Annotated in this window: 22 protein-coding genes; 18 read left to right on the top strand and 4 right to left on the bottom strand. The window is 64.7% G+C overall.

Annotated elements, in window-relative coordinates; all coding sequences use genetic code 11:
• Nucleotides 1-12 precede the first annotated feature (12 nt).
• Both EN845_RS13695 and pobA read left to right on the top strand, forming a co-directional pair.
• On the top strand, nt 13-1,065 hold the full coding sequence (locus EN845_RS13695; protein WP_127870569.1) for a 3-carboxy-cis,cis-muconate cycloisomerase: 1,053 nt from the start codon (nt 13-15) through the stop codon (nt 1,063-1,065).
• Nucleotides 1,065-2,237, top strand: a complete 1,173-nt coding sequence (gene pobA / locus EN845_RS13690; RefSeq protein ID WP_127870570.1) for a 4-hydroxybenzoate 3-monooxygenase — start codon at nt 1,065-1,067, stop codon at nt 2,235-2,237. Before EN845_RS13695 ends, pobA begins: the two co-directional genes overlap by 1 nt.
• 6 nt (nt 2,238-2,243) lie before the next feature.
• Here pobA and EN845_RS13685 read toward each other — a convergent pair whose 3' ends face one another.
• The 3 genes from EN845_RS13685 to EN845_RS13675 are packed head-to-tail and all read right to left on the bottom strand — an operon-like array spanning nt 2,244 to nt 5,300.
• Nucleotides 2,244-3,107 (bottom strand): carbohydrate ABC transporter permease, encoded by an 864-nt coding sequence (locus EN845_RS13685; protein WP_127870571.1) that lies wholly within the window; start codon nt 3,105-3,107, stop codon nt 2,244-2,246.
• Entirely contained in the window at nt 3,104-3,994 is an 891-nt protein-coding gene (locus EN845_RS13680) for a sugar ABC transporter permease (RefSeq protein WP_127870572.1), read from the bottom strand. Before EN845_RS13680 ends, EN845_RS13685 begins: the two co-directional genes overlap by 4 nt.
• A gap of 13 nt (nt 3,995-4,007) precedes the next feature.
• Complete coding sequence (locus tag EN845_RS13675) at nt 4,008-5,300, bottom strand: extracellular solute-binding protein (protein ID WP_127870573.1); 1,293 nt, start codon at nt 5,298-5,300, stop codon at nt 4,008-4,010.
• Between the two features lie 325 nt (nt 5,301-5,625).
• Here EN845_RS13675 and EN845_RS13670 point away from each other — a divergent pair, with 325 nt between their 5' ends.
• From EN845_RS13670 to EN845_RS13640, 7 genes are read left to right on the top strand one after another with little or no spacing between them, the layout of a single operon-like run.
• Nucleotides 5,626-6,897, top strand: coding sequence for an extracellular solute-binding protein (locus EN845_RS13670; protein ID WP_127870574.1), 1,272 nt, complete (start codon nt 5,626-5,628; stop codon nt 6,895-6,897).
• 48 nt (nt 6,898-6,945) lie between these two features.
• A complete protein-coding gene (locus EN845_RS13665; RefSeq protein ID WP_127870575.1) occupies nt 6,946-7,878 on the top strand; it encodes a sugar ABC transporter permease in 933 nt (310 codons plus the stop codon).
• Nucleotides 7,875-8,729 (top strand): carbohydrate ABC transporter permease, encoded by an 855-nt coding sequence (locus EN845_RS13660; protein WP_127870576.1) that lies wholly within the window; start codon nt 7,875-7,877, stop codon nt 8,727-8,729. Before EN845_RS13665 ends, EN845_RS13660 begins: the two co-directional genes overlap by 4 nt.
• On the top strand, nt 8,726-9,466 hold the full coding sequence (locus EN845_RS13655; RefSeq protein ID WP_127277766.1) for a PIG-L family deacetylase: 741 nt from the start codon (nt 8,726-8,728) through the stop codon (nt 9,464-9,466). Before EN845_RS13660 ends, EN845_RS13655 begins: the two co-directional genes overlap by 4 nt.
• Nucleotides 9,463-10,338, top strand: coding sequence for an ROK family protein (locus tag EN845_RS13650; protein ID WP_127870577.1), 876 nt, complete (start codon nt 9,463-9,465; stop codon nt 10,336-10,338). The genes EN845_RS13655 and EN845_RS13650 overlap by 4 nt, the downstream gene beginning before the upstream one ends.
• Complete coding sequence (locus EN845_RS13645) at nt 10,335-11,105, top strand: GntR family transcriptional regulator (RefSeq protein WP_127870578.1); 771 nt, start codon at nt 10,335-10,337, stop codon at nt 11,103-11,105. Before EN845_RS13650 ends, EN845_RS13645 begins: the two co-directional genes overlap by 4 nt.
• Before the next feature lie 39 nt (nt 11,106-11,144).
• Nucleotides 11,145-11,936, top strand: coding sequence for an SIS domain-containing protein (locus EN845_RS13640; protein ID WP_127870579.1), 792 nt, complete (start codon nt 11,145-11,147; stop codon nt 11,934-11,936).
• 42 nt (nt 11,937-11,978) lie between these two features.
• Here EN845_RS13640 and EN845_RS13635 read toward each other — a convergent pair whose 3' ends face one another.
• Complete coding sequence (locus tag EN845_RS13635) at nt 11,979-12,650, bottom strand: FCD domain-containing protein (RefSeq protein WP_127277803.1); 672 nt, start codon at nt 12,648-12,650, stop codon at nt 11,979-11,981.
• 222 nt (nt 12,651-12,872) lie between these two features.
• Here EN845_RS13635 and EN845_RS13630 point away from each other — a divergent pair, with 222 nt between their 5' ends.
• The 9 genes from EN845_RS13630 (at nt 12,873) to EN845_RS13590 (ending at nt 24,593) form a co-directional block, all read left to right on the top strand.
• Nucleotides 12,873-13,751: a fumarylacetoacetate hydrolase family protein gene (locus EN845_RS13630; RefSeq protein ID WP_127870580.1), complete on the top strand. Its 879-nt coding sequence runs from the start codon at nt 12,873-12,875 to the stop codon at nt 13,749-13,751.
• Nucleotides 13,748-14,527 (top strand): alpha/beta fold hydrolase, encoded by a 780-nt coding sequence (locus tag EN845_RS13625; RefSeq protein WP_127870581.1) that lies wholly within the window; start codon nt 13,748-13,750, stop codon nt 14,525-14,527. The genes EN845_RS13630 and EN845_RS13625 overlap by 4 nt, the downstream gene beginning before the upstream one ends.
• Nucleotides 14,528-14,579: 52 nt before the next feature.
• Nucleotides 14,580-15,920 (top strand): amidohydrolase family protein, encoded by a 1,341-nt coding sequence (locus EN845_RS13620; protein ID WP_127277806.1) that lies wholly within the window; start codon nt 14,580-14,582, stop codon nt 15,918-15,920.
• Nucleotides 15,921-15,970: 50 nt separating this feature from the next.
• Complete coding sequence (locus EN845_RS13615) at nt 15,971-16,972, top strand: branched-chain amino acid ABC transporter permease (protein ID WP_167531366.1); 1,002 nt, start codon at nt 15,971-15,973, stop codon at nt 16,970-16,972.
• The gene (locus EN845_RS13610; protein WP_127870583.1) at nt 16,969-17,997 is read left to right on the top strand and encodes a branched-chain amino acid ABC transporter permease; all 1,029 of its coding nucleotides are present in this window, start codon (nt 16,969-16,971) and stop codon (nt 17,995-17,997) included. The genes EN845_RS13615 and EN845_RS13610 overlap by 4 nt, the downstream gene beginning before the upstream one ends.
• 58 nt (nt 17,998-18,055) lie before the next feature.
• Entirely contained in the window at nt 18,056-19,297 is a 1,242-nt protein-coding gene (locus EN845_RS13605; RefSeq protein WP_245511736.1) for an ABC transporter substrate-binding protein, read from the top strand.
• Nucleotides 19,298-19,322: 25 nt separating this feature from the next.
• A complete protein-coding gene (locus EN845_RS13600; protein ID WP_245511735.1) occupies nt 19,323-20,108 on the top strand; it encodes an ABC transporter ATP-binding protein in 786 nt (261 codons plus the stop codon).
• The gene (locus EN845_RS13595) at nt 20,101-22,317 is read left to right on the top strand and encodes an ABC transporter permease (protein ID WP_127277811.1); all 2,217 of its coding nucleotides are present in this window, start codon (nt 20,101-20,103) and stop codon (nt 22,315-22,317) included. Before EN845_RS13600 ends, EN845_RS13595 begins: the two co-directional genes overlap by 8 nt.
• 89 nt (nt 22,318-22,406) lie before the next feature.
• Entirely contained in the window at nt 22,407-24,593 is a 2,187-nt protein-coding gene (locus EN845_RS13590; RefSeq protein WP_127870586.1) for a flotillin family protein, read from the top strand.
• Nucleotides 24,594-24,647 lie beyond the last annotated feature (54 nt).

The raw sequence follows: 24,647 nt of genomic DNA, 5'->3' as shown, positions 1-24,647 counted from the left end.
AACGAGCAGGACATGACCGTATCGCCCTTCGACCATCCGCTGCTTTCGGGCCTGCTCGGCGACGAGGAGGCGGCGCGGCATTTTTCGGTGGAAGCCGACATTGCCGCGATGCTGGATTTCGAACGTGCCTTGGCCGAGGCCGAGGCCGACTACGGCATCATCCCCAGGGAGGCCGCGGCGGCGATCGTCAAGGCGCTTGCCTCGTTCCGGCCGGATACCGGCAAGTTGCGAGCCGGCGTCACCAAGGATGGCGTCGTGGTGCCGGAGCTGGTGCGCCAGATCAAACTGGCCGTCGGCGAACCGCATGGCGGTTCGGTCCATTTCGGCGCGACCAGCCAGGACGTCGTCGACACCAGCCTTGTGCTCCGGCTGAAATCCGTCGTCGAGCATCTCGGCCTGCTGCTGACCGAGACAATCATACGGCTCGCCTCCCTGGAGGAGCGCTTCGGGGAAAGGGCGCTGACCGGGGTGACCCGCATGCAGCCGGCGATCCCGATCACCGTGGCGGATCGCGTGACGGCGTGGCGGGCGCCGCTGCAGCGGCACCAGGATAGGCTGTCGCAACAGTCGGGGCGCCTGCTCGTCCTGCAGTTCGGCGGCGCCGCCGGCACGCTGGAAAAGCTTGGCGACAAGGGGCCGGCGGTGCGCGCCGCGCTTGCCGCCAGGCTCGGCCTCGGCGATGCGCCGCAATGGCAGAGCCAGCGTGACGCGCTCGCCGATCTTGCCGGCCTGATGTCGCTGATAACGGGAAGTCTCGGCAAGTTCGGCCAGGACATCGCGCTGCTGGCGCAAGGCGGCACCGACATCGAGCTATCGGGCGGTGGCGGCTCGTCGGCGATGCCGCACAAGCAGAACCCGGTGAAGGCCGAGGCGCTGGTGACGCTTGCCCGTTTCAACGCCACGCAACTTTCCGGCATGCATCAGGCGCTGGTGCATGAGCAGGAGCGTTCGGGTTCCGCCTGGACGCTGGAATGGCTGCTGCTGCCGCAGATGGTCGTCGCGACGGCCGCATCCCTGCGCCTTGCCGCCGAACTGGCCGCGCAGGTCGAAAGCCTCGGCCACTGATGCGCACCCAGGTCGTCATCGTCGGCTCGGGACCGTCCGGCCTGCTGCTCGGCCAGTTGCTCGCCACCATCGGCGTCGAGACCGTCATCCTCGAGCGGTCGAGCCGCGAGCACGTGCTTGGCCGCGTGCGGGCCGGCGTGCTCGAACAGGGCACGGTCGACCTGCTTAGGGAGGCTGGTGCTGCTGAAAGGCTGCATGCCGAAGGCCTTCCGCACTCCGGCATCTCGCTTGCTTTCGACGGACGGCTGCACCGCATCGATCTCACTGCACTCACCGGTGGCAAGCATGTCACCGTCTATGGCCAGACCGAGGTGACACATGATTTGATGGACAAGCGCGAAGCGGCGGGACTGGTCACCGTCTATGAAGCAGCCGATGTCGCGCTGCACGATTTCGACGGTGCCGCGCCTTTCGTCACCTATGAGAGGGATGGCGTCAGCCATCGCATCGACTGCGACTTTATCGCCGGCTGTGACGGCTATCACGGTGTCTCCCGCAAATCGGCACCAGCGCGGGCGCTGAAAACCTTCGAGCGGCAATATCCGTTCGGCTGGCTGGGCGTGCTGGCGGAAGTGCCGCCGGCCGATCATGAACTGGTCTATGCCAATCATGAGCGAGGCTTCGCGCTGTGCTCGATGCGGTCGACGCACCGCAGCCGCTACTACGTGCAGTGCCCTCAGGACGACCGGGTCGAGGCATGGTCCGACGACCGCTTCTGGGACGAGCTGCGCCGCCGCTTGCCGGAGCGGACGGCAGCAGGCGTCACCACCGGACCGTCCTTCGAAAAGTCGATCGCGCCGCTGCGCTCCTTCGTCGCCGAACCCATGCGCTTCGGACGGCTGTTCCTGGTCGGCGATGCCGCCCACATCGTGCCGCCGACCGGCGCCAAGGGTCTCAACCTCGCCGCCAGCGACGTGCGCTATCTCTTTGCCGGTTTGCGCGACTTCTACCGCGAGAAATCCATGGCCGGCATCGACGCCTATTCGCAAAAGGCATTGGCGCGGGTGTGGAAGGCGGTGCGCTTTTCCTGGTGGATGACGACGATGCTGCATCGCTTTCCCGATACCGGCGACTTCGGCCAGCGCATCCAGGAGGCCGAACTCGACTATCTCGTGCACTCGCGCGCAGCGTCGACCGCGCTTGCCGAGAACTACGTCGGCCTTCCTTACTGAGGACGGCTAACCCTTGATCGCCGAGCCGACGATGGAATCGACGAAGAAGCGCTGCAGGAAGACGAACAGGATGAGAGGCGGCAGCACGGCCAGCGTCGCGCCGGCCATCACCAGTCCGGTGTTGACCGCGCCCCTGTTGTAGCTCAACAGCCGGCTGAGGCTGATGACGATCGGATAGGCGTCGGCGTTGCCCTGCAGCACCGTCAGCGGCCACAGATAGCTGTTCCAGTGATAGACGAAGGCGAACAGCGCCAGTGCGGCGATCGCGGGCGCCACGCTCGGCGCCACGATCTTGAACAGGATCAAAAGTTCCGAGGCACCGTCCATGCGCGCGGCGTCGATCAGGTCGTCGGGCACCCCGGCGATGAACTGGCGCATCAGGAAAATGCCGAAGGCATTGGCGAGGTTGGGCACGATGATGCCGGCAAGGCTGGCATTGAGGCCGATCGAGCCGACAAGACGATAGAGCGGGATCAGCGTCACGATCGGCGGCAGGAACATGGTGGCGATCAGCACCGAAAACAAAAGCGAGCGGCCGGGGAAGTGGTATTTGGCGAAGGCGTAGCCGGCCATCATGCTGGTGACCAGCACGCCGCCCGTGGTGATTGAGGCGATCACCAGCGAGTTCCACATCGACCGGCCGACATTGACCACACCCGAAACTTTTTCATAGGCCTCGAGGCTCGGCGCATGCGGTATCCAGACCGGTGGCACCTGCATGCTCTCGGCCGGCGTTTTCAGGCTCGACAGCACCATCCACACCAGCGGGAAGGCGGATGCGACGGCGGCCAGCAGCATCAGCGTCGCCAGCAGCGCCTTGCGGCCGGAGGGGCGTCCGCGCGGAAGCCAGCTCGACGTTCCCGCGCTCATTCCTGGTTCTTCCGGTTGGCGAGTGCGAAGAGCGCACAGACAACGACGATCAGCGACAGCATCAGCATGACAGCCATGGCCGAGCCCAGTCCGCCCTGCGCGCGTTCGATGCCGACACGGCGGATGTGATAGGTCAAGACATTGGTCGAGCCAACCGGCCCGCCCTGTGTGATCAGCGCCACCGGCTCGAACACTTGCACTGCGTTGATGATGGCGATGACGGCGCTGAACAAAAGCGTGCGCCGCATCAGCGGCAAGGTGATGAAGCGGAACTGCTCGAATCGGTTGGCGCCGTCGAGCTTCGCCGCCTCGTAGAGGCTGCCCGGAATCTGCGTTAGCCCTGCGATTGCCAGCACGGTGAAATAGCCGACCTGCTGCCAGACGTTGAGGAAGACGATCGAGATCAGCGCCGAGCGCGGCGACGACAAGAAGGGCTGCGGTCCGACGCCGATCAGGCCGAGCATCTGGTTGAGCGGCCCCTCGCTCGGCGAATAGAGTTTCGACCAGACCAGCGCCACCGCGATCATCGGCACCATATAGGTGGAGAACAGCACCGTCCTCAGCGCCGTGCCGCCGGCGACATCGTGCTGGTAAACCATCAGGCCGAAAGCCACCGACAGCGGCAGGATCAGGACGACGGACAGTGCGGTATAAATGGCGGTGTTGGTCAGCGCGCCCTTGAAGTCGCGCCCGACCGAGGTCGGCCCGAAGATCTCGCGGAAATTGTCAAGGCCGATGAAGCTGGCGCTGGAAAACGATGTCTGCGTCGACCAGTCCTGGAAGGACAGCCAGACGGTGAGCAGCATCGGCAGCAGGATGAAGATGCCGATCAGCGTCACGGCGGGCATAAGCATGATGCCCGCCGAGGCACGGTACCTCTGGATCATTACGGTCTGATCATTATTTGGCGGCGCGCTCCAGGATCGAGGTGGCGTCGGCCTGCGCTGTCGCCTGCGCATCCTTGGCCGAGACCTGGCCATACTGCAACGCCTCGATCGTCTGCTGCAGGGATTCCGAGAATTCCTGTCCGCCGGGCACCACCGGGAAGGGCTTTGCGTCGGCGAGCACGCTGACATAGCCGGACAGGAATTCCGAGCCGAGCTTGTCCTTGTGCGCCTCGATGTCGGAGGTGCGCGACGGCAGGATGCCCATCGACATCAGGATGTCGGACATGGCCGACGCGCCGTTCTTGCCGGACTTCGGATTGTTGAGCCAGGCCAGGAAATCCCATGCCGCCTTCTGCTCGGCCTGGCCCGCATTGGCGTTGACCACGGTCATCCAGGAATAGGAGATCGCATGCGGCTTGTCGCCGCTCGGGCCGACGGGGATGGGGGCCGTGGCGATGTCGGTGAACTTGTCGCCCATGCCGGTCTTCAGCGCACTCTCCCACCAGTTGGCCATGATGATCATGCCGGTCTTGCCGGAGACGAAATTGTCGAGGAACGGGCCGGTCGTGTTGGCGTCGGCGGTCGCCATGGCCGGCACGCTGGCGCCGGACTTGATGAGGTCTTCATAAAGCTGGAACGTCTCGCCGGCCTGCTTGCTGTCCAGCACCGGCTTGCCCTCCCTAACCAACTCGCCGCCATTGGAAACCAGCAGTGACGCGAAGGGATGGACGACGCCCGCGGCCCATGAATTGATCATGCCAAAACCCTGTTGGCCGGCGTCCTTGTTGGTCAGTTTCCGCGCCGCGTCCTTGAACTCGTCCCACGTCTTTGGCGGAGCGGCGATGCCGGCCTGCTTGAACAGCGCCTTGTTGTAGTTGAGCGCGTAGACGTCGATCTCGTTAGGTATGCCGTAGAGCTTGTCGCCGACCGAAGCGGCGCTGACGACGCCCGCCGGCCAGGCGACCTTGACCTCGCTCGCCACCGCATCGGGGGCAGGAGCGACGAGCTTGTCGCGGGCGAGTTCCGGCAGCCAGAGATCGTAGATGCCACCGATTGTCGGACCGTCCGCACCGCCGCCTTGGGAGCGAAGCGTGGTCAGGAGATCGCCGAAAGGAACGGCGCGCACGGTGACGCTGATGTCGGGATTGGTCTTGGCGTAATCCTTGGCCGCCGCTTCCAGCAGCGCCACCGTCTCGGGCGACCAGTGCGTCAGGTAGGAGATGTTGACCGATTGCGCCCAGCCGCTGGCGGGCAGGATGGCAAGACCCGCGGCCAGTGCCAGTTTCGACGTCCAGGCAAACGACATCCCTCATCCTCCACTTGAGCATAGCGATCACGATGACGTTATGACAACATGAAGCGATCGCGCAAGGCCCGTTTGCGAAAAAGCTGCATGCAGAAACTGGCGCCATCTTTCCATGGCCACCACAGTGAGATATTTAGTTATTGAAAAACAATAAGTTAATAGAATTTATTGAATCAGATCATTCGACGATGCCGTTCTGAGGGAAAATGACACCTCTTGCGAACAACGCTATGTCGTTATAATGACTTAGGCCGAGCGAATGACTCTCGCGCGGCATCGAAGTGTCGCGGGACGCCAAGGACAGAGAAAAACGGGAGAACTGGCAATGAGCATGCTTTCAATTCACCGGCGCGCCGCGCTAGGGCTGATCGGCGGCCTTGCCGCCGCCTGCGCGGGCATCTTCACGACTCTGCCGGCCAGGGCCGACAGCACGGTGACATTGTGGAGCTGGCGCACCGAGGACGAGGCGGCGATGCGCCGCATCTTCGACGCCTTCGAGGCCAAGAACCCCGGCATCAAGGTCAACATCCAGTTCACCCCGGATGCCGACTACCAGAACCGGCTGAGCACGGCGCTGCGCGGCGGCCGCGGGCCTGATATCGCCCAGCTTAAGGCCTATGGCGAGTTGCAGCCCTTCGTCGATGCCGGCTATCTCGACGTGCTCGACGACAGCGTGCCGGAATTGAAGAACATGCCGGACGCAGCCCTTGGCGGCGCGCGCGGCCGCACCGACGGCAAGGTCTACGGCGTGCCTTATTCGGTGCCGATGATGGGGGTGTTCTACAACCAGGATATCTTTGCCGCGCAAGGCATCGAGATCCCCAAGACCTACAAGGATTTCGTCGCCGCCTGCGAGAAGCTGAAGGCGGCCGGCATCACCCCGATCGCCACCGGCGGCGCCAATGGCTCCGCCTGGGAACTGGAGATCGGCGTCGGCGTCATCGGCCCGACCGTCTACGGTCCTGATTTCTACGACGAGATGATGACCGGCAAGGCGACCTTCGAGGACCCCCGCTATGTCGCGGCACTGAAGCGCTTCGCCGAGCTGAAGCCCTATTTCCCCGACGGCTTCGCCGGCATCGACTACACCACGGCCACGCAGCAGTTCATCGGCGGCAAGGCGGCGATGTTCCTCGGCGGGTCCTTTGAGAACGGCAGTTTCAAGGCGCAGAACCCGAAGCTGAAGTTCTCCATCTTCCCATTCCCAGCCGACGAAGCCGGGGCAAAGCTCTATACCTCGGCCTTCTCGGACGGCTCCTATGGTCTTGTCTCCGAGAGTCAGAACAAGGAGGACGCCACCAAGGTGCTGGGCTTCATGGCCTCGGCCGAATTCGCCCAGCTGTTCGCCGACGAGCTCGGCTGGCCGCCGGCCCGCGCTGATGTGACGGTGAAGGACCCTGTACTGGCGCAGATGATGGAAATGTCGAAGAACTCGACACCCTATCTGACGCTGGTCGGCTTTCGCTGGCAGTCGCCGACGGCCTCCTCGGTCTTGCAATCGGAGATCATCGACATGGTCGAAGGCAACATCGCACCCGAGAAGCTGGCCGCCGATATTCAGGCCGCCGTCGCCACCTGGTTCAAGCCGAAGCAGTGAGGAGCCGGGCCGGTCGCATCGCGGCCGGCCTCTCGCCGGACAGAACGTATGGCCAACCTTCACCGCACAAGCAGCCTGAAACGCACGCAGCAGCGCATGGCCGTGCTTTTCATCCTGCCGGCGCTGGCCGTCTATGCGCTCTTCGTCCTCTATCCCCTGGCGATGTCGCTGTGGGGCAGCTTCTTCATCTGGAAGGGGCTGCGCATGGTCGAGTTTGCCGGTTTGTCGAATTTCTCGCGGCTGTTCGTCTTCCCGAGCGGCGAGCGGCTCTACGGCGCGCTCTGGCACAACACCGCCTGGTTCTTCGGCATCATGGTCTTCCAGAACGGCATCGGTCTTTTGTTCGCCTGGCTGCTGTTCCTGCGCGACAGGGGCGCGGCCTTCTTCCAGTCGGTGTTTTTCTTTCCGGCGGTGCTGAGCCCGGTCATCGTCGGTGCGCTGTGGCGGCTGCTCCTGGCGCCCGGCGGCGTCGTCGAATGGGCGCTGAACGGGCTTGGCCTGCATGAGGGCAGCCTCACCGTGCTCGGCAACAGCCACACGGCGCTCGGAATGCTGATCGTCGTCGACGCCTGGAACTGGATGGGCTTGCCGGTGCTGATCTACACGGCCGGCCTGCGGCAGATTTCCGGCCAGATCTTCGAGGCGGCCAAGCTCGACGGCGCCGGCAATGCACGCATGCTGTTTTCGATCGCGCTGCCGCTTTTGATGCCGGCGCTCGGCACGCTGACGACGCTGTCGTTTATCAACACCTTCAACCAGTTCGACATCGTCTATGTCATGCAGGGCGTGCAGGGCAATCCGAGCTACGCGACCGACACGCTGGTGACCTATTTCTACCGGCTGGCCTTTGGCGCCGAGGGCGCTGTCGGCATCACGGATATCGGGCTGGCGCTGGCCTTGGGCACCGTACTGTTCCTGATCCTCAGCATCGGCACGCTTCTGATGCTGCGCTTCTTCGATCGCCGCACGGTGCAGCTATGAGCGCGCTGGCGATCCCGCACAGGACCTTCTCGCCGAGACTGGCGCGGCTGCCCGGCTGGACGGTGCTGGTCTTCTGGGCGGCCGCGGTTCTGCTGCCGCTCTACATCCTCGTCGTCTCCTGCTTCAAGACGACCGCCGAGATCTATGACAATCGGCTCGGCCTGCCGCAAAGCTGGGCCTTCGACAATTTCGTCCGGGCGTGGACGCGCGCCGATCTCGGCCACAATTTCATCAACAGCCTGATCGTCACCGGCGGCGCGGTCATTCTCACCATCGTCGTCTCGGCGATGGCCGCCTATCCGCTCAGCCGCTACCGGCTCGGCTGGAACGCCATCATGCTCGGCCTGTTCCTGTCGGGCATCATGCTGCCGATCAGGCTGGCCTCGGTCGAACTGTTTACCTTGATGCGCAATCTCGGCCTGCTCGATTCGCTGACCGGGCTGATCCTCGTCTATTCGGCGATCCGCATTCCCTTCGCCGTCTTCATCTTCGCCAACTTCATGCGCGTGTTGCCCTCCGAACTCGACGAGGCGGCGCGCATGGATGGCGCCGGCGAGGCCCGCATCCTGTTCCAGATTATCCTGCCGATGGTGAAGCCGGCGGTGTCGATCGTCGCCATCTTCACGGCGATCGCCGTGTGGAACGACTTCTTCTTCCCGCTGATCTTCATCTTCGACGACCGCTACAAGACCGTGCCGCTGGCGATCAGCGTCTTCGTCGGCCAGTTCCGCACCGACTGGGGCCTGGTCTTCGCCTCGCTGGCGATCTCCATGGCGCCCATCCTGATCATGTATTGTCTGCTCGCCCGCCAGATTCGCGAAGGTGTCGGCGCCGGGGGAGGCATGAAATGATCGAAGACAGGATCTACGCCGCAAGCTCCATCCTGGTCGTCGGCGCGCACGCCTTCGATGCCGAGGTGATCGCTGGGCCGCTGGCCGCCGCCGCCGTTAAACGCGGCGCTTCGGTGACCTTCCTGCACCTGACCATGGGCGAGCAGGGGCATCCCTGCCTCATCCCCGCGCATTATTGCGTGCAGAAGGAAGAGGAAGCGGGCAGGGCCGCCGAGCGGCTTGGTGTCAAGGTGCGCAGCCTCGGCCTGCGCGACGCCTTCCTACCGTCGGACGACGAGACGGCGCTCGAGGTATGCGACATCATTCGCGAACTCAAACCCGAGATCGTCATCACTCATTGGCACGGCAGCTGGCACAAGGACCATCGCGCCGCCGCGCATCTGACGCAAACCGGCATCTTCTACGCCGCCCTGCCGACGGTAGCCAGCGACAACCCGGCGCACACGCCGCAACTGCTCCTGTTCGGCGAGAACTGGGAGGATGATGACGGTTTTCGGCCCGAACATCTCGTCGATGTCAGCGACGGCTTCGAGGCCTGGAGCGAGGCGGTCAAGGAGTACGAGTTGGCGCGGGGCCTGAGCAGCTTTCCCTATGTCGATTACTACAGCGCGCTCTACCGGTTGCGCGGCTGCCTGCGCGGTACGCGTTACGCACAAGCCTTCGCGGCGGCGTCGCATTCGTGGAATGCCGGCAGCGGCCTGTTCGCGCCGCCGTTCGGCAAGGGGCCCGGCCGATGACGCGGGTTCTGGCCATCGATCTCGGCGGCACCAATCTGCGCGCCGCCGTCTTCACCGGCGATGTCGGCGCGCTGGACATGCCGAGCCGCGAGCCGGCTCCGGCAAGCCTTGATGCGTTCGTCGCCCGCACCCAGGCGCTGCGCGCTGGAGCCGGGGCGGTCGAGGCGCTCGGCATCGCGGTGCCCGGGCTCGTCGAAGGTGTCGTCTGCCGCTGGATCCCGAACCTGCCGTTTCTCGACGGCGTCGACGTCCAGGCCCTGTTTCCAGGCCTGCCCGTGGCGCTCGGCAACGACGCGCAGATCGCGCTGCTGGCGGAAGCCGTCGAGGGTGCGGCAAAAGGCATGTCGGATGCGATCCTGCTCGCCATTGGCACCGGCATCGGCTCGGCGGTGCTGGCCAACGGCCGCATCGTTGCCGGCGCGCATGGCGGCGCCTGCTCGTTCGGCTGGGCTTGCGCCGACATCAAGGATCATGGCGAGGAGCGCAGCGGCTGGCTGGAGCGCGTCGCCTCGGGCCGGGCGCTCGATGCGCTTGCCGGCCAGATCGGCCTCACCGATGGCCGCCAACTGATCGCCGCCGCTCAGGCAGGCGAACTCGCAGCGCAGACCTTGCTGGAAGTGCCGGCGCGGCGGCTCGGCACGGCGCTGGCCGGGGCCGTGGCGCTTCTCGATCCGCAGGCGGTTTTGATTTCGGGGGGACTGGCCGAGGCGCTGGAGGTGATGCGGCCGCCGCTGCTTGCCGCGCTGCGGCGTCAGTTGCCGGCGCATCTGCGTGGCATCGATGTCCGGCCCGGCCGGTTCGGTCCGGGTGCCGGTCTTGTCGGCGCGGCGCTGGCTGGTCGCGCCGGGAAAGAGTGGAGACAGGTGCGATGAGCGAAGCGAGCTTTCAGCAGCCGGACCGCAGACGCCCGGAGCCGCTCTGGTATCAGGTCGAGGAGGCTATCCGCGCCATCGTCAAGAGCGGCGAATGGGCGACCGGCGACCAGATCCCGGCGGAAGACCGGCTGTGCGCTCTGTTTGGCGTCAGCCGCATCACCTTGCGCCATGCTCTGCGCAATCTGGAGGAAGGCGGGCTGCTGCGGCGCGAGCATGGCCGCGGCACCTTCGTGCGCTCGACCACGCTGGTGGCCGGCACGCGCGAGCTGACCAGCTTCACCCAGGAAATGGGCAATATGGGCGTGGTCGCCGGCTCGCGCCTGCTCGATTGCAGCCTGACGACGGCCAATGCTGCGGCGGCCGGCGCGCTGGAGATCGAGGAAGGCGATCCGGTGGTGCGCATCCGGCGTCTCAGGTTGGGCAACAACGAGCCGATCGGCATCCAGACGGCGCAGCTTTCGGCGGCGCGCGTGCCGGGGTTCCTCGACGCCGGCCTGCTGCAAGGCTCGCTCTACGAAGCGCTCGAGCGTCACTACGGCATCGTGCCGGTGGCCGCGCGGGAAAACTACCGCGTCGGTGCCATTGGCGCGGCGGACGCCGAGCTGCTCGACCTGCCCGCCGGCAGCCCCGCCTTCATCGTCGAACGCATCACCACCGACGAGCGCGGGCCTTTCGAATTCACCGTCTCCATCATGCGCGGCGACCGCTACGAAATCCGCTCGACACTGCGCGCCGGGCGCGTCCCTTCGAACCCGCGAAGCTGATCCACCCTCCCAAGCAGACACTTAAACAGGAGTACCCACGTGTCCGATCTCTACATCCACCGTCTCGCCGCTCTCATCGACAAGGCAGCGAAAACCAACGAAGAGGCCTTCGGCGAGGCCTCCACCCGCTTCGCCGATTCGCTTGAAGGCGGCGGTCTGGTCCATCTCTACGGATCGGGCCATTCGGTGCTGCCGGTGCAGGAAGTGTTCCCGCGCTACGGCAGCTATGTCGGCTTCAATCCGCTGACCGACCCGCGCGTGATGTGGCACAACGTGCTCGGCGCCGGCGGCGTGCGCGAGCTTCTGTGGCTGGAGCGGACCGAGAAATACGCCGAGAAGTTCCTCGATCACCAGCCGCTCAACAAGGGCGATTCCATCATCATCTTCGGCCATAGCGGCCGCAATTCGTCGGGCATCGACACCGCGCTCTACGCGAAAAAACGCGGCATCTTCGTCGTCGCGGTGACCAGCAAGAACAATCTCGACAAGCCTGCCACGCATTCCTCCGGCAAGCGGCTGGCGGATGCGGCCGATCTCGTCATCGACACCTGCTCGCCGATCGAGGACGCCATCGTGCCGGTCGAGGGCTGGAGTCGTCCGGTGTCCGGTTCGTCGACGGTGCTCGCCATGATCCTGGCGCATGAGCTGATTGCCCGCACCGCCGAGCAGCTCGCCAAGCGCGGCATCGAACTGCCGGTCTTTGCCTCGCCGACGATCGCGGGCGTCACGCTGCACGACACCGACGTCATCTACGGTGTCTACCGCGAACGCATGCTGGAAGCGCAGAAGAAGCACCTGCCGACTTTCCAGGCAACGATGCGCGGCGAGTGATACTAGGGGCGGGGGAGGCGCTGCCGCGCCTTCCCGGCGCGATCACCGCCCCAAAAGATTGCGCTCGACGGTTTTCAGATGCGCCAGCATGGCCTGGCTGGCGCTCTCCGGATCGCGGCGCAGCAGCGCGTCGAGAACCGTCTGGTGTTCGCTGCAATAGATGCCGCGGCGCTCCTCGGAAAAGGAGCGCTTCTTCATTTCGAACCACGGTGCCTGATTGCGCAGGATGCGCATCAGATTGTGGATCTCCTTGAGGAATTCGTTGCGCGAGCAGGCGAAGATGCGGTGGTGGAACTCCGCGTCCCAGTGTTCGAAGGTCGGCATGTCCTGCGCTTCGCAGGCGATCTTGTGCGCCTCGCGCACCGCGTTGAGTTCCATGGCGCTGGCATTGGTGGCGGCGAACGATGCCGCCGCCGGTTCCAGCAACTGCCGGATCTCCATCATATCGGCAGGGCTGGTGCCTTCCATCCGGCCGACAACCGCCGCCATCGAGGCCGGATTGGTGGCGGTCAGGAAAGTTCCGCGCCCGACATGGCGCACCACCGTGCCGTCCTCCTCGAGGAAGGAAACGGCGCGCCGCACCGTGTTGCGCGCGACGCCGAACTCACTCGCCAGATCGCGCTCCGGCGGCATGCGGCCATTCTCGATCCACTCGCCCGAGGAGATGCGTTTTTTCAGGACGGTGGCGATATCGTTGGCGACGAGCTTCGGCATGTCTGGCAACTTTTATCTGATCCGATACTGAACCACGCATATCAGCTTCTTGCACCGCCGTCCATTACGCAGCACCGGAGCGTTTCCGCTGAAACTGGCATATCGCGGTCGGATACTTTTGGTGCGCTCAGCCGAGATTCCACTTGCGGCCTAAACCAATCGGCGATAGCGTGTAGCGAAAGAGCAAAAAATTGGCTCAATATTGGTTCAGGGAGGAACTGGATGCGGGTCGCGACTTTTTCGATATCAGGCGAACGTCGCGTCGGTCTTGTCGACCTCGATGCCCAGACTATCGCGCCTTTCGATTTTTCGGTCGACCAGGCCAGGTCCGGCATCTTGGCGCTGGTCGAGCGCAACGGCGCCGGCATCCCGCGTACCTTGTCGCCGATCCCGCTTGCGCAGGTCGAGATCGAGGCGCCGATCCCCCAGCCGCGCCGCAACATTTTCTGTGTTGGCAAGAACTATCACGAGCACGCGCATGAGTTCGCCCGCTCGGGCTTTGATTCCAGTGCCGGCGCCGGCGCGATCCCGAAGCACCCGATCATCTTTTCCAAAGTGCCGGAATCGGTGGTCGCCAACCATGCCAGCGTGCTGATCGATCCCTCCGTCTCGACGGCTATCGACTACGAGGCGGAACTCGCCGTCATCATCGGCAAAGGTGGACGCGGCATTTCCAGGGAGAACGCGCTCGATCACGTCTGGGGCTACACCATCGTCAATGACGTCACCGCGCGCGACCTGCAGGGCAAGTACAGCCAGTGGCTGATCGGCAAGTCGCAGGACACGTTCTGCCCGATGGGCCCCTGGGCGGTGACCAGGGACGAACTCGACCTGGCGACCGCCGGAATAAGGTGTTTCGTCAACGAGGATCTGCGCCAGGATTCCAGGATATCGCTGCTGATCTTCGATATTCCCACCATCATCGCCACCCTGTCGCAGGGCATCACGCTGAAGTCCGGCGACATCATCGCCACCGGCACGCCGGTCGGCGTCGGCATCGGCTTCGATCCACCGAAATACCTGAAGGCTGGCGACGTTGTGCGCATCGAAATCGACGGCATCGGCACGCTGGAAAACCGCTTCGCGGAGCATGCTCAATGACGACGGTGACGGTTGGCCAGGTCGTTGCCGAAACTGTCGGCGAGGGGGCTGCCGTGGCGATGATCCACGGCCTTGGCGGCACCTCGAACATGTTCCAGCCGCAGATGGCGGCATTGTCCGCCTATCGCGTCATCCGGCTCGATTTGCCGGGCTCCGGCCGTTCGCCGCGTCCGATCGAGCCGCTGACCATCGAAGGCATGAGCGAGGCGGTGATCCGCGCCTTGGCCGGCATGGGGGTCACGTCAGCCCATTTCGTCGGCCATTCGATGGGCACCATCGTCTGTCAGCAGATCGCGGCGGCGCAGCCTTCGCTGGTTAGGTCGCTCGCCCTGTTTGGGGCCTTGGCCGAGCCGACCGAAGCGACACGGCAAGGGCTCGGCAAGCGGGCGCAACTGGCGCGCTCGGGCGGCATGGCCGACATAGCCGACCAGATCGTCGCCAACGCGATCTCGGCACACAGCAGGGAAACCTCGCCGGCGGCAGTCGCCTTCGTGCGGGAATCGATCACGAGGCAGGATCCCGAATCCTATGCCCGCACCTGCGAGGTGCTGGCCAAGGCGACCGCCGTCGATGTGCGCCGGATCTCGGCGCCGACACTGCTGGTCACCGGCGATGCCGACACGGTCAATCCGCCCGGCGTCGCCCAGGCGCTTGCCGATAGAATCAAGGGCGCCGTATTCTCATCGCTGGATCGGTGCGGACATTGGGCAACGGTCGAGAGCCCGCGCGAAAGCACCCAAAAGCTCGCTGATTTTTTGAGACGGGTTGATAGGTGAGGAATTCCGATCGGGCGTAAACTTATGCGCTCGGCAAGTTGGGAGGCTTGTGATGGCAGACGACAGCTGGAACGGCAACGGCTCGGGCAGCACGCTGTTCACCAATGTGCGCGTGCTCGACGCAACTGGTGAATATCCCTACACCGGCGAGGTGCTGGTGCAGGGCAACCGCATCAAGCAGATCACCAAGGGTTCGTCGCGCTTCGGCTCGTCCTCGTCGTCCTCCTACAGCGGTGGTGCGGCGGGGGGAGCAACTATCATCGACGGCATGGGCGCGACGCTTATGCCCGGCATGATCGACGCGCATCTGCACCTGTCCTGGAACAACGCGCCCGGCATCGATCCCATCCAGATGATGGAGGTCGAGGAACACATGCTGGTCACCATGGAGATGGCCAAGCTGGTGCTCGACGCCGGCTTCACCGCCGGCCGGGGCGCTGCCGCTGCCAAGCCGCGCCTCGATGTCGTGGCCAAGAAATTCATCAACCAGGGCCGTTTCCCCGGACCGCGCTATCTCGCGGCGGGTCCCGAGATCACCACCGTCGGCGGTCTCGGCGATTCAGCGCCATCGCACATTCCGCATGAGGGGCTGAACCTCGGCCTCGTCGTCTCCGGCCCCGAGGAAATCCGCCGCACCGTCCGCCAGCTGATCAAATACGGCGTCGATTCCATCAAGCTCAATTTGTCCGGCGAGAGCATCACCGGCATGGGCGCCGAGGAGACGCCGATGTCGGAGGAGGAGGTCGCCATGGCCGCCTCGGAAGCCCGCTGTCGCAACAAGGTCCTGTCGGCACATGCGCGCTCGTCCGGCTCGGTCAAGCAGTGCGTGCGCCACGGCATCCAGAACATCTATCACGCCTCCTTCGCCGACGAGGAGGCGCTCGACATGCTCGAGGCGGTCAAGGACAAGCACTTCGTCGCGCCCGGCATTGCCTGGCTGATCAACACCGCTCGCCATGCCGAGCAATGGGGCATCAAGCCCGGCTCGCCGCTCTCGCTCGAATATGAGCGCGAACTCGAAATGTGCGTCGACACGATGAAGAAGATGCATCGGCGCGGCATTCGTGTGTGCATCGGCGGCGACTACGGCTTTGCCTGGACGCCGCAAGGCACCAACGCCAAGGACATTCAGACCTTCGTCGAGATGCTCGGCTTCTCGCCGATGGAAGCGATCCAGGCCGGCACCAAATATGGCGGCCAGATCATGAACATGGGCGACGAGCTCGGTCTGATCAAGGAAGGCTACCTCGCCGATATCCTGCTCATCGACGGCGATCCGATCTCGGATGTGCGCATCCTGCAGGACAAGAACCGCATCCTCGCCATCATGAAGGACGGCAAGTTTCACAAGGCGCCGCGCATGAACGAGCAGCGCCGGCGGCTGACGGCATGAGCCTGCTCGACCAGCCATCCTCGTCGTCCGAGCTGTCCCCGGGCGATGGCATGACACGCGGGCAAGCGTGGGGCCTTGTTGGCCTGCTCGCCGCCGCTGTCATCGCATGGCTGGTCTTTGCCGTCTGGCCTGATTGGCTGAACGCCATCCTGATCTCGAAGAAGGCTTTCGTCAGCGCCATCCTCAACGGCATTACGCTTGCCGGCCTCTATTTCCTCGTCGCCTCGGGCTTCACTCTGATCTTCGGCCTGATGCGCAACGTCAATCTGGCACATGGCTCGCTCTATCTGCTCGGCGCCTATATCGGCTACGAGGTCACCAACCGCACCGGCTACTGGCTGCTCGGCGTCGCCGCCGGCTTCGCGGTGCTGGCCATCGTCGGCGTCGTCATGCAGGTCTTCGTCTTCCGTCGCCTCGAAGGCGACGACCTGCGGCAGACCCTGGTGTCGATCGGCATTTCGATCGTCGCCGCCGACCTGATGCTGGCGGTGTGGGCCGGCGGCACTTACCAGATCACGACGCCGGAATGGCTCGACGGCGCCTTGACCTTGCCTGTCATCACGGCGGTGCGTTCCAACGGCGCCTCGGTCTTCCTCACCTATCCGCTCTACCGCGTCGTCGTGCTGGCGGCGGCGATCGTCATCGGCGTCGGCCTCTGGCTGATGCTGCACAAGACCCGCGTCGGCATGATGATCCGCGCCGGCGTCGACGACCGCGCCATGCTGCAGGCCTCCGGCGTCAACGTGCACGCGGTGTTCGCCATCGTCTTCGCGGTTGGCGCAGGTCTTGCCGGTTTTGCCGGCGTCGTCGGAGGGTCGGCACTGTCGGTCGCGCCCGGCGAGGACGTGCGCTACCTCCTGGCATCGCTGGTCGTGGTCATCGTGGGCGGCATGGGCTCGATCACTGGCGCGGCCATCGGCGCGCTGCTGATCGGGCTGGCCGAACAGATCGGCCTCGTTTATTTCCCGACCTATGGCATCGTGCTCACCTTCGTCATCATGGTGGTGACGCTGGCGGTCAGGCCGCAAGGCATCATGGGGAAGGCAAGATGAGCCTCGCCATCGCCACCGACAGCACCACCACACAGCGGGACTGGCTGGAGAAGCTTGGCGCCGGCAACATCATCCTTGCCGTCGCACTGGTACTTTATCCATTGGTCGCGTCCGATTTCTTTCTGACGCAGATCGGCGGCTATTCGCTGATCTTCGGCATGCTCGGCCTGTCGCTGATGCTGCTCGCCGGCTATGGCGGCATGGTCAGCCTGGCGCAGATCACCGTTGCCGGCATATCGGCCTATGCCATCGCCATCCTCGGCAACAACAATTCCAATATCCTCGGTTTCGGCTGGCCGTGGTGGTTGGCGGTGCCATTCGCCGTGCTCGCGGCGGCGCTGGCATCGGCGCTGATCGGCTGGATCTCGGTGCGCACCGAGGGCATCTACACGATCATGATCACGCTGGCGATCGCCACCGCGACCTACTATTTCGCCCAGCAGAACTACGCCATCTTCAACGGCCATTCCGGCTATGCCGGCATCCGCGCGCCGGCCTTCTGGGGCATCGGCTGGCGCGACGCCAGGCCCTTCTATTACCTTTGCCTCGGCCTGGCGGCGCTGTGCTACGCGGCGGTGCTCTACGGATCACGCTCGACCTTCGGCATGACCTTGCAGGCGATCCGCGACAATCCGCGCCGCATGCGCGCGCTTGGCTACCATGTCACCGCGCACAAGGTCTTCGCCTGGCTGCTCTCCGGCGTCATTGCCGGTCTGGCGGGCGTGCTGCTGGTCTGGTTCAACGGCCGCGTCTCGCCCGGCACTATCGGCGTTGATGCCGCGATCGATGTGCTGATCATCGCCGTCATCGGCGGCCTGCGCCATCCGATCGGGCCGTTCCTCGGCGCGCTCGTCGTCGTCCTGATGCAGACCTTCGCCATCGACATCGTCGGCGCTGAGCGGTTCAACACGCTGATCGGCCTTGTGTTCCTGGTGATCGTCTTCGTCTCACCGGACGGAATTCTTGGGTTGTGGGGGAGGATCAAGCCACATCTTGCCCAGGAGTCCTTGCGTTCCGGCGCCTAGCGACCGGGATGGAATGAACCACTGCAAAACGAAATCAACGGGAGGAAAAAACATGAGGATGCATAGACGTACCTTACTGGCGCTCGCGGTGTTCACCGGGCTGACCGCGCCGTCGATGGCGCTGGCCGCCGACGACACCGTCAAGATCGGCCTGCTCGCCACCTTCGAGGGGCCGTTCACGGTGCTTGGCGAGGACGGCGAACGCGGCGCCATGACCGCGGTCGAAGAGATGAAGGGCATGGTCGCCGGCAAGAAGATCGAGATCGTCAAGGGCTCGTCCGACGCCTCGCCCGACAGCGCGGTGCGCGCGGCGCGCAAGCTGGTCGAGCAGGACGGCGTCAAGGTCCTGGTCGGCCCGCTTTCGGGCGACGAAGGCATCGCCGTCAAGGACTACGCCAAGACGCAGCCGAACGTGACCTTCATAAACGGTACGTCGGCCGCGCAGGACACCACTTTGCGCAATCCGGCGGAAAACTTCTTCCGTTTCTCCACCGACGGCGCGCAGTGGATGGCCGGCCTTGGCACCTATGCCTTCAAGGACAAGGGCTACAAGAAGGTCGCCACCGTCGCCGAGGACTATTCCTTCCCCTACACGCAGGTGTTCGGCTTCATGGCCGAGTTCTGCAAGGCCGGCGGCCATGTGCCGTCGAAGTCGTGGGTGCCGATCGGCAACAAGGATTTTTCGTCGGTCATCGCAGCCATTCCCGAGGACGTCGATGCGATCTATGTCGCGCTCGGCGGCGCCGACGCCGTCAACTTCCTGACCCAGTACCAGCAGGGCGGCGGCACCGCGCCGCTGATCGGCGGTTCGATCACCGTCGATCAGACGGTGCTGACTTCGAAGGGCAAGCTGAAGGACGTGCTCAAGGGCACGCCATCGGCCGGACCGACCGCCGACACCAATGACGCGCCGGCGTGGAAGGCGTTCGTCGAGGCCTACAAGAAGCAGCCTGGCGCCTTTCCGTCGCCCTCGCTCTTCGCCCATGGCTATTATGTCGACATGAAGGCGACATTGCTCGGCCTCGACCAGGTCGGCGGCGATGTCTCCGACGGCGGCAAGAAGCTGCGCGACGCGCTGTCGAAGCTCTCCTTCGACACGCCGACCGGCAAGGTGTCGCTCGACAAGAACCGCAACGCCATCGCCGACATCTTCCTGACCGAGGTCACCGAAGGTGCCGACGGCAATCTCCTCAACAAGCTGGTCAAGGTCGTGCCGCAGGTCAACCAGACGCTCGGCATTCCCGAAGACGAGTTCATGAAGCTCGGCGCGGTCAACCGCGACAATCCGAGCTGCCCGTAACAGCCAATATCGAATGCAGCCGCCAGTGACCGAAAGCCTCGCAGCAAACCGCCTCCAGAGCACCGGTGCCTATGCGCTGGAGCTCGATGGCGTGGCGCGGCATTTCGGGGCGCTGGTGGCGCTCTCGGGCATCACCATGAGGATCGCGGCCGGAGAACGGCGCGCGGTCCTCGGCTCCAACGGCGCCGGCAAGACCACGCTGTTCAACGCCGTGACCGGCGACTTCATGCCGACGTCAGGGCGCATACGCTTCTTCGGCGAGGACATCACCGACCTGCCGCCGCATGAGCGCATCCGGCGCGGCCTGCGGCGCACCTATCAGATATCGCAATTGTTCAAGGGCCTGTCGGTTCTCGATTCCATCTTCCTTGCCTGTCGCGGCGTCTCGAGGCGGCGCTTCTCGCTGCTGCGGCCGGCCGCGTCGGACGTCAACATGGTGCAGGCGGAATCGATCCTCAACGCCGTGCATCTGGAAACCTATCGCGACACGCTGGTGGCGACGCTGAGCCATGGCCAGCAGCGCCAGCTGGAGATCGCCCTGGCGCTGGCTGGTGCGCCGCGCTTCATCCTCTTCGACGAGCCGGCGGCTGGCCTGTCGCCAACCGAGCGCCGCGACCTCGTCGCCATCCTCAACGCACTGCCCAGGCATATCGGCTACATCATCATCGAGCACGATCTCGACGTCGCGCTGCGCGTCTCGGAATATGTCTCGATGATGCACAATGGCCGCCTGTTCAAGGAAGGCACGCCGCAGGAGATCGAAGCCGACCCGGAAGTCCAGGAGATCTATCTCGGGGGCAAGCATGGCTGAGCGTGCCGGGAAGACCGCCAAGGCAATGCTGCGCATAGAAGACCTCCAGGTCTTTTATGGCGAAAGCCATGCCTTGCAGGGCGTTTCGCTGACGCTGGAAAGCGGCGTGCTGTCGGTGGTCGGCCGCAACGGCATGGGCAAGTCGACGCTCTGCAACACCATTGTCGGCCTGAAGCGCGCGAAGTCCGGCTCGATCCGCCTCGACGGCCGCGAAATCACCTCGCTTGAGCCGCACGAGATTCACCGTCTCGGCGTCGGCTATGTGCCGCAAGGCCGCCGCGTCTGGCCGAGCCTGACGGTCGACGAGCATCTGCGCCTCGCGGCCGGCAACAGGCGCGACGCCTCCTGGACGGTCGAACGGGTCTACCAGACCTTTCCGCGTCTGGCCGAACGCCGGACAAATGGCGGCTCGCAGCTTTCGGGCGGCGAGCAGCAGATGCTGGCGATTTCGCGTGCGCTGCTCAGCGATCCCAAGCTGTTGGTGATGGACGAGCCGACCGAAGGGCTGGCGCCGGTCATCGTTGACCAGGTCGAAAAAATGCTGGTCGATCTCGCCGCCGAGGGCGAGATGGCGGTGCTGGTCATCGAGCAGAACATCGGCGTGGCGACCTCGGTGTCGAACCAGGTCGCCATCATGGTCAACGGCCGCATCAACCGGCTGATGGACGCCAAGGCGCTGGCCGCCGACCGCGAACTGCAGCAGCGGCTGCTTGGCGTCGGCCGCCACGCCGAGGAAGCGCCCGTCACGCTGGCCGAAGCCGCGCAGGCCAGGGAGCAACTGGCGAAAGTCTATCGCGTCGACCGTACCGGCACCGCATCGGGCGAGCCGATGCCTCAAGACGGCGTCTACCGACCGGTCGTCGAACTGCCCAACCGCTGGAACGTCCCGGTCACCGAATTGCGCCAGGCGGCGGTCGACAAAACCGCCCCGCAGGACGATCCGAAAAAAATCTTCGCCATCCCCTTTGCCGAGCGCATCGGCAGGACCGTGCTGGTTGTCGGCACCTTCGATACCAAGGGCAAGGAATTGCGCTTCATGGCCGACCGGCTGAAGGCGCTGGGCCTGCCGGCGCGTACGGTCGACCTGTCGACCTCGGGAAAACCGACCAGCGCCGACGTTCCGGCCATGCAGGTCGCCGGCATGCATGTGCGCGGATCCTCCGCCGTCTTCACCAATGACCGCGGCGGTTCGGTCAGCGCCATGGCGGACGCCTTCGCACGCTGGATCGAGCGCGAGCCGCGCATCGGCGGCGTGATTTCCGCCGGCGGCTCCGGCGGCACAACGCTGGCCACCGCAGGCATGCGCGTGCTGCCCGTCGGCATTCCCAAGCTGATGGTGTCGACGGTGGCGGCCGGCGATGTCGCCAAATATGTCGGCGGCGCCGACATCATGATGTTCCATTCCGTGGCCGATGTGCAGGGGCTGAACTCGATTACCGAACAGGTGCTCTCCAATGCCGCGCACGCCATGGCCGGCATGGTCGCGCAACTGCCCGATGCCGAGGCCTGGGAAGCCAAGCGCAAGCTGGCGCGGCCGGCGGTCGGCATCACCATGTTCGGCGTCACCACGCCTGCCGTGCAGGCGGTGACCAGACGACTCGAAGCCGACTATGACTGCCTCGTCTTCCACGCCACCGGCATAGGCGGGCGGGCGATGGAAAACCTCGGCGATTCCCGGCTGCTGTCAGCCTTCATCGATCTCACCACGACCGAAGTGGCCGACATGATTGTCGGGGGCGTCTTCCCGGCGACGCAGGATCGCTTTGGCGCGGCGATCCGCACCGGACTGCCCTATGTCGGCTCGGCCGGCGCGCTCGACATGGTCAATTTCGGCCCGCGCGACAGCGTGCCGGACAAATTCCGCAGCCGCAAATTCGTCATCCACAATCCCAACGTCACACTGATGCGCACGACGCGTGACGAGAACCGCGCCTTCGGCGAATGGATCGGCGCGCGGCTCAACGCCATGAACGGCCCGGTGCGGTTCCTGCTGCCCGAGGGCGGCGTTTCCATGCTCGGTGCGCCCAGCCAGCCCTTTCATGATCCCGAGGCTGACAACGCTTTGTTCGAAGCGATCGAGAGGACCGTTCGCCAGACGCCGCAGCGCAACGTCGAGCGGGTGCCGGCCAACATCAATGACCCGGCCTTTGTCGACGCGGTGATCTCAGCGTTCCACGCCATCACGCCGAAGCTGCAGAGGCGGGCATGAAGAATTGGACTTCGCCGCCCGACGGGTGGATGTTTGAAAATACTGCCGGTCGCCTCGCGCCGACCGCATTGTCTTGGGGAGGATAGATCATGGACGCGCAGACCTTTGGCGCTTTCCTGTTGTGGCTGATCATTGCGGCGATCGTCGTCGTGATCGCCGTCTACATCTTGCGCTGGCTCTATCGCCGCTCGACCAAGGAGACGGCGTTCGTGCGCACCGGCTTCATGGGCGAGAAGGTGGTGGTGAATGGCGGCGCTTTCGTCATTCCGGTGCTGCATGAGATCACCCCGGTCAACATGAACGTGCTGCGCATCGAGGTGCGCCGCGAGGACGCGCTGGCGCTGATCACCCGCAACCGCATGCGCGTCGACCTGATCGCTGAGTTCTTCGTCCGCGTCGGCGCGCATCGCGAACTGGTGGCCGCCGCCGCGCAGACGCTCGGCCGCCGCACGCTGCAGCCCGACAGCCTGCGCGAATTGCTGGAAGGCAAATTCGCCGGCGCGCTGCGCACCGTCGCCGCCCAGATGACGCTGGAAGAAATGCATGAACTGCGCGGCGACTACGCCGCCAAGGTGCGCCGGTTGGCGGAGGAGTCGCTCGCCGCCAACGGGCTCGAGCTCGAAAGCGTCGCCATCGTCGATCTCGACCAGACCAGTCTTGAATATTTCGACCCGTCCAACGCCTTCGACGCCGAGGGCCTGACGCAACTGACCGAATCGATCGAGACCCGGCGCCGCATGCGCAACGAGATCGAGCAACGCACGCTGGTCGATATCCGCAACCAGAACCTCGACACCCAGCGCAAAGTGCTGGAGATTGACCGCGACACCGAATATGCGCGCCTCGAACAGGAGCGCGAGGTCGAGATCCGCCGCGCCGCGCAGCGTTCCGAACTCGCCATAGAGCGCGCATTGCGCGACCAGGAGTCCGAACAGGCGCAGCTTTCCTCGCGCGAGGCGGTCGAGAAATCGCGCCTCAATCAGGAGCGCAACATCACGCAGGAGCGCATCAACAGCGAGGAAGAGACGCAGCGCCGTGAGATCGCCCGCCGCCGCTCGCTCGACGAGACCGAGATGAAGATGCGCGAACTGACCGAGCGCGAGCAGATCGCACTCGAATTGTCGCTGGAGAAAGCCCGCATCGAACGCGAAGGCGCGCAGCGTGAACTCGAAATCCAGCGCAAGAAATTGCTCGAGGTGGCCGAACTGGAGCGGCAGATCGCACTCGCCGAAAAGGCGCTCGAGGTGACGAAGGCGGAAGCTGAGAAGCGCCGCGCCGAAATTTCCGAGAACCAGGCGACCGAGACCGCACGCATCGCGCAGGAGCGTGCGGTTGATGAAGTGCGGATCGCCAGGGAGCGGCATCTCGAAGCGCTTCAGATCGCCAAGCGGCAGGCCTTCGAGGAGGCCGAGATTTCGGCCGGAGAGGAGGTCGAACGGGCCCGCATCACCACCGAGCGCGGCATCGAGGAAGCGCGGCTGATCAAGGAACGCGACATCCGCCAGCTTGGCGTCGACCGCGACCAGAAGATCGAAATCGCCGAAATCCAGAAGGCGATCGACATCGCCAAGAAGACGCAGGAGCGTTCTTCCGCGATCGCGGCGTCCGAAGCCGTGCGCGCCAAGGCCATCCAGGCCGAGGAACAGGCCTTCACTGCCCGCGAACGTGAAATCGCCGAGCGCCGCAAGCTGACCGACCTGATCGGCGCGCAGCGCGAGGCCGAGCGCGAGGCGCTGCGAGTCACATCCGCTGCCGACGCCGAGATGAAGGCGGCCAAGAGTCTGGCGGAAGCGCAGAAGATCGCGGCGCTGGCATCGGCCGAAGCGGAGAAGATCCATGCCCTTGCCGCGGCACAGCGTTACGAAGTCGACGCCGCCGGCAACCGCCAGCTCAATGAGGCCGAGAACCTGTTGTCCAGCGAGGCACGCGCCGGCCGCCTGCGCGGCAAGCTGCTCGACCACATGGAAGGCATCATCCGCGAAAGCGTCAAGCCGATGGAGAAGATCGACGGCATCAAGATCCTGCATGTCGATGGCATCAATGGCGGGCAGGGCGGTAACCGCAACGTCACCGACGAGGTCATCGACTCCGCGCTGCGTTATCGGGTGCAGGCGCCGATGATCGACAATCTGATGAAGGAGATCGGCATCGAGGGCGGCTCGCTCGGCCGCATGACCGACGTGCTGCGCGACGCCAAGGACATTTCCAGCCTGACCCGCGACAAGAAGGGCAAGGGCAAGGGCGCCAAGGACGACGATGACGACCGCGATCATTGAGGTGAACATCTGCGCTGCCCCTCACCTGCCTGCCGGCATCCTCTCCCCGTATAG

The organism is Mesorhizobium sp. M8A.F.Ca.ET.202.01.1.1, from assembly GCF_004791595.1.
Lineage (GTDB): Bacteria > Pseudomonadota > Alphaproteobacteria > Rhizobiales > Rhizobiaceae > Mesorhizobium.
The sequence above is the reverse complement of the archived record's forward strand: the minus strand, read 5'-3'. Positions and strand labels throughout refer to the sequence as shown.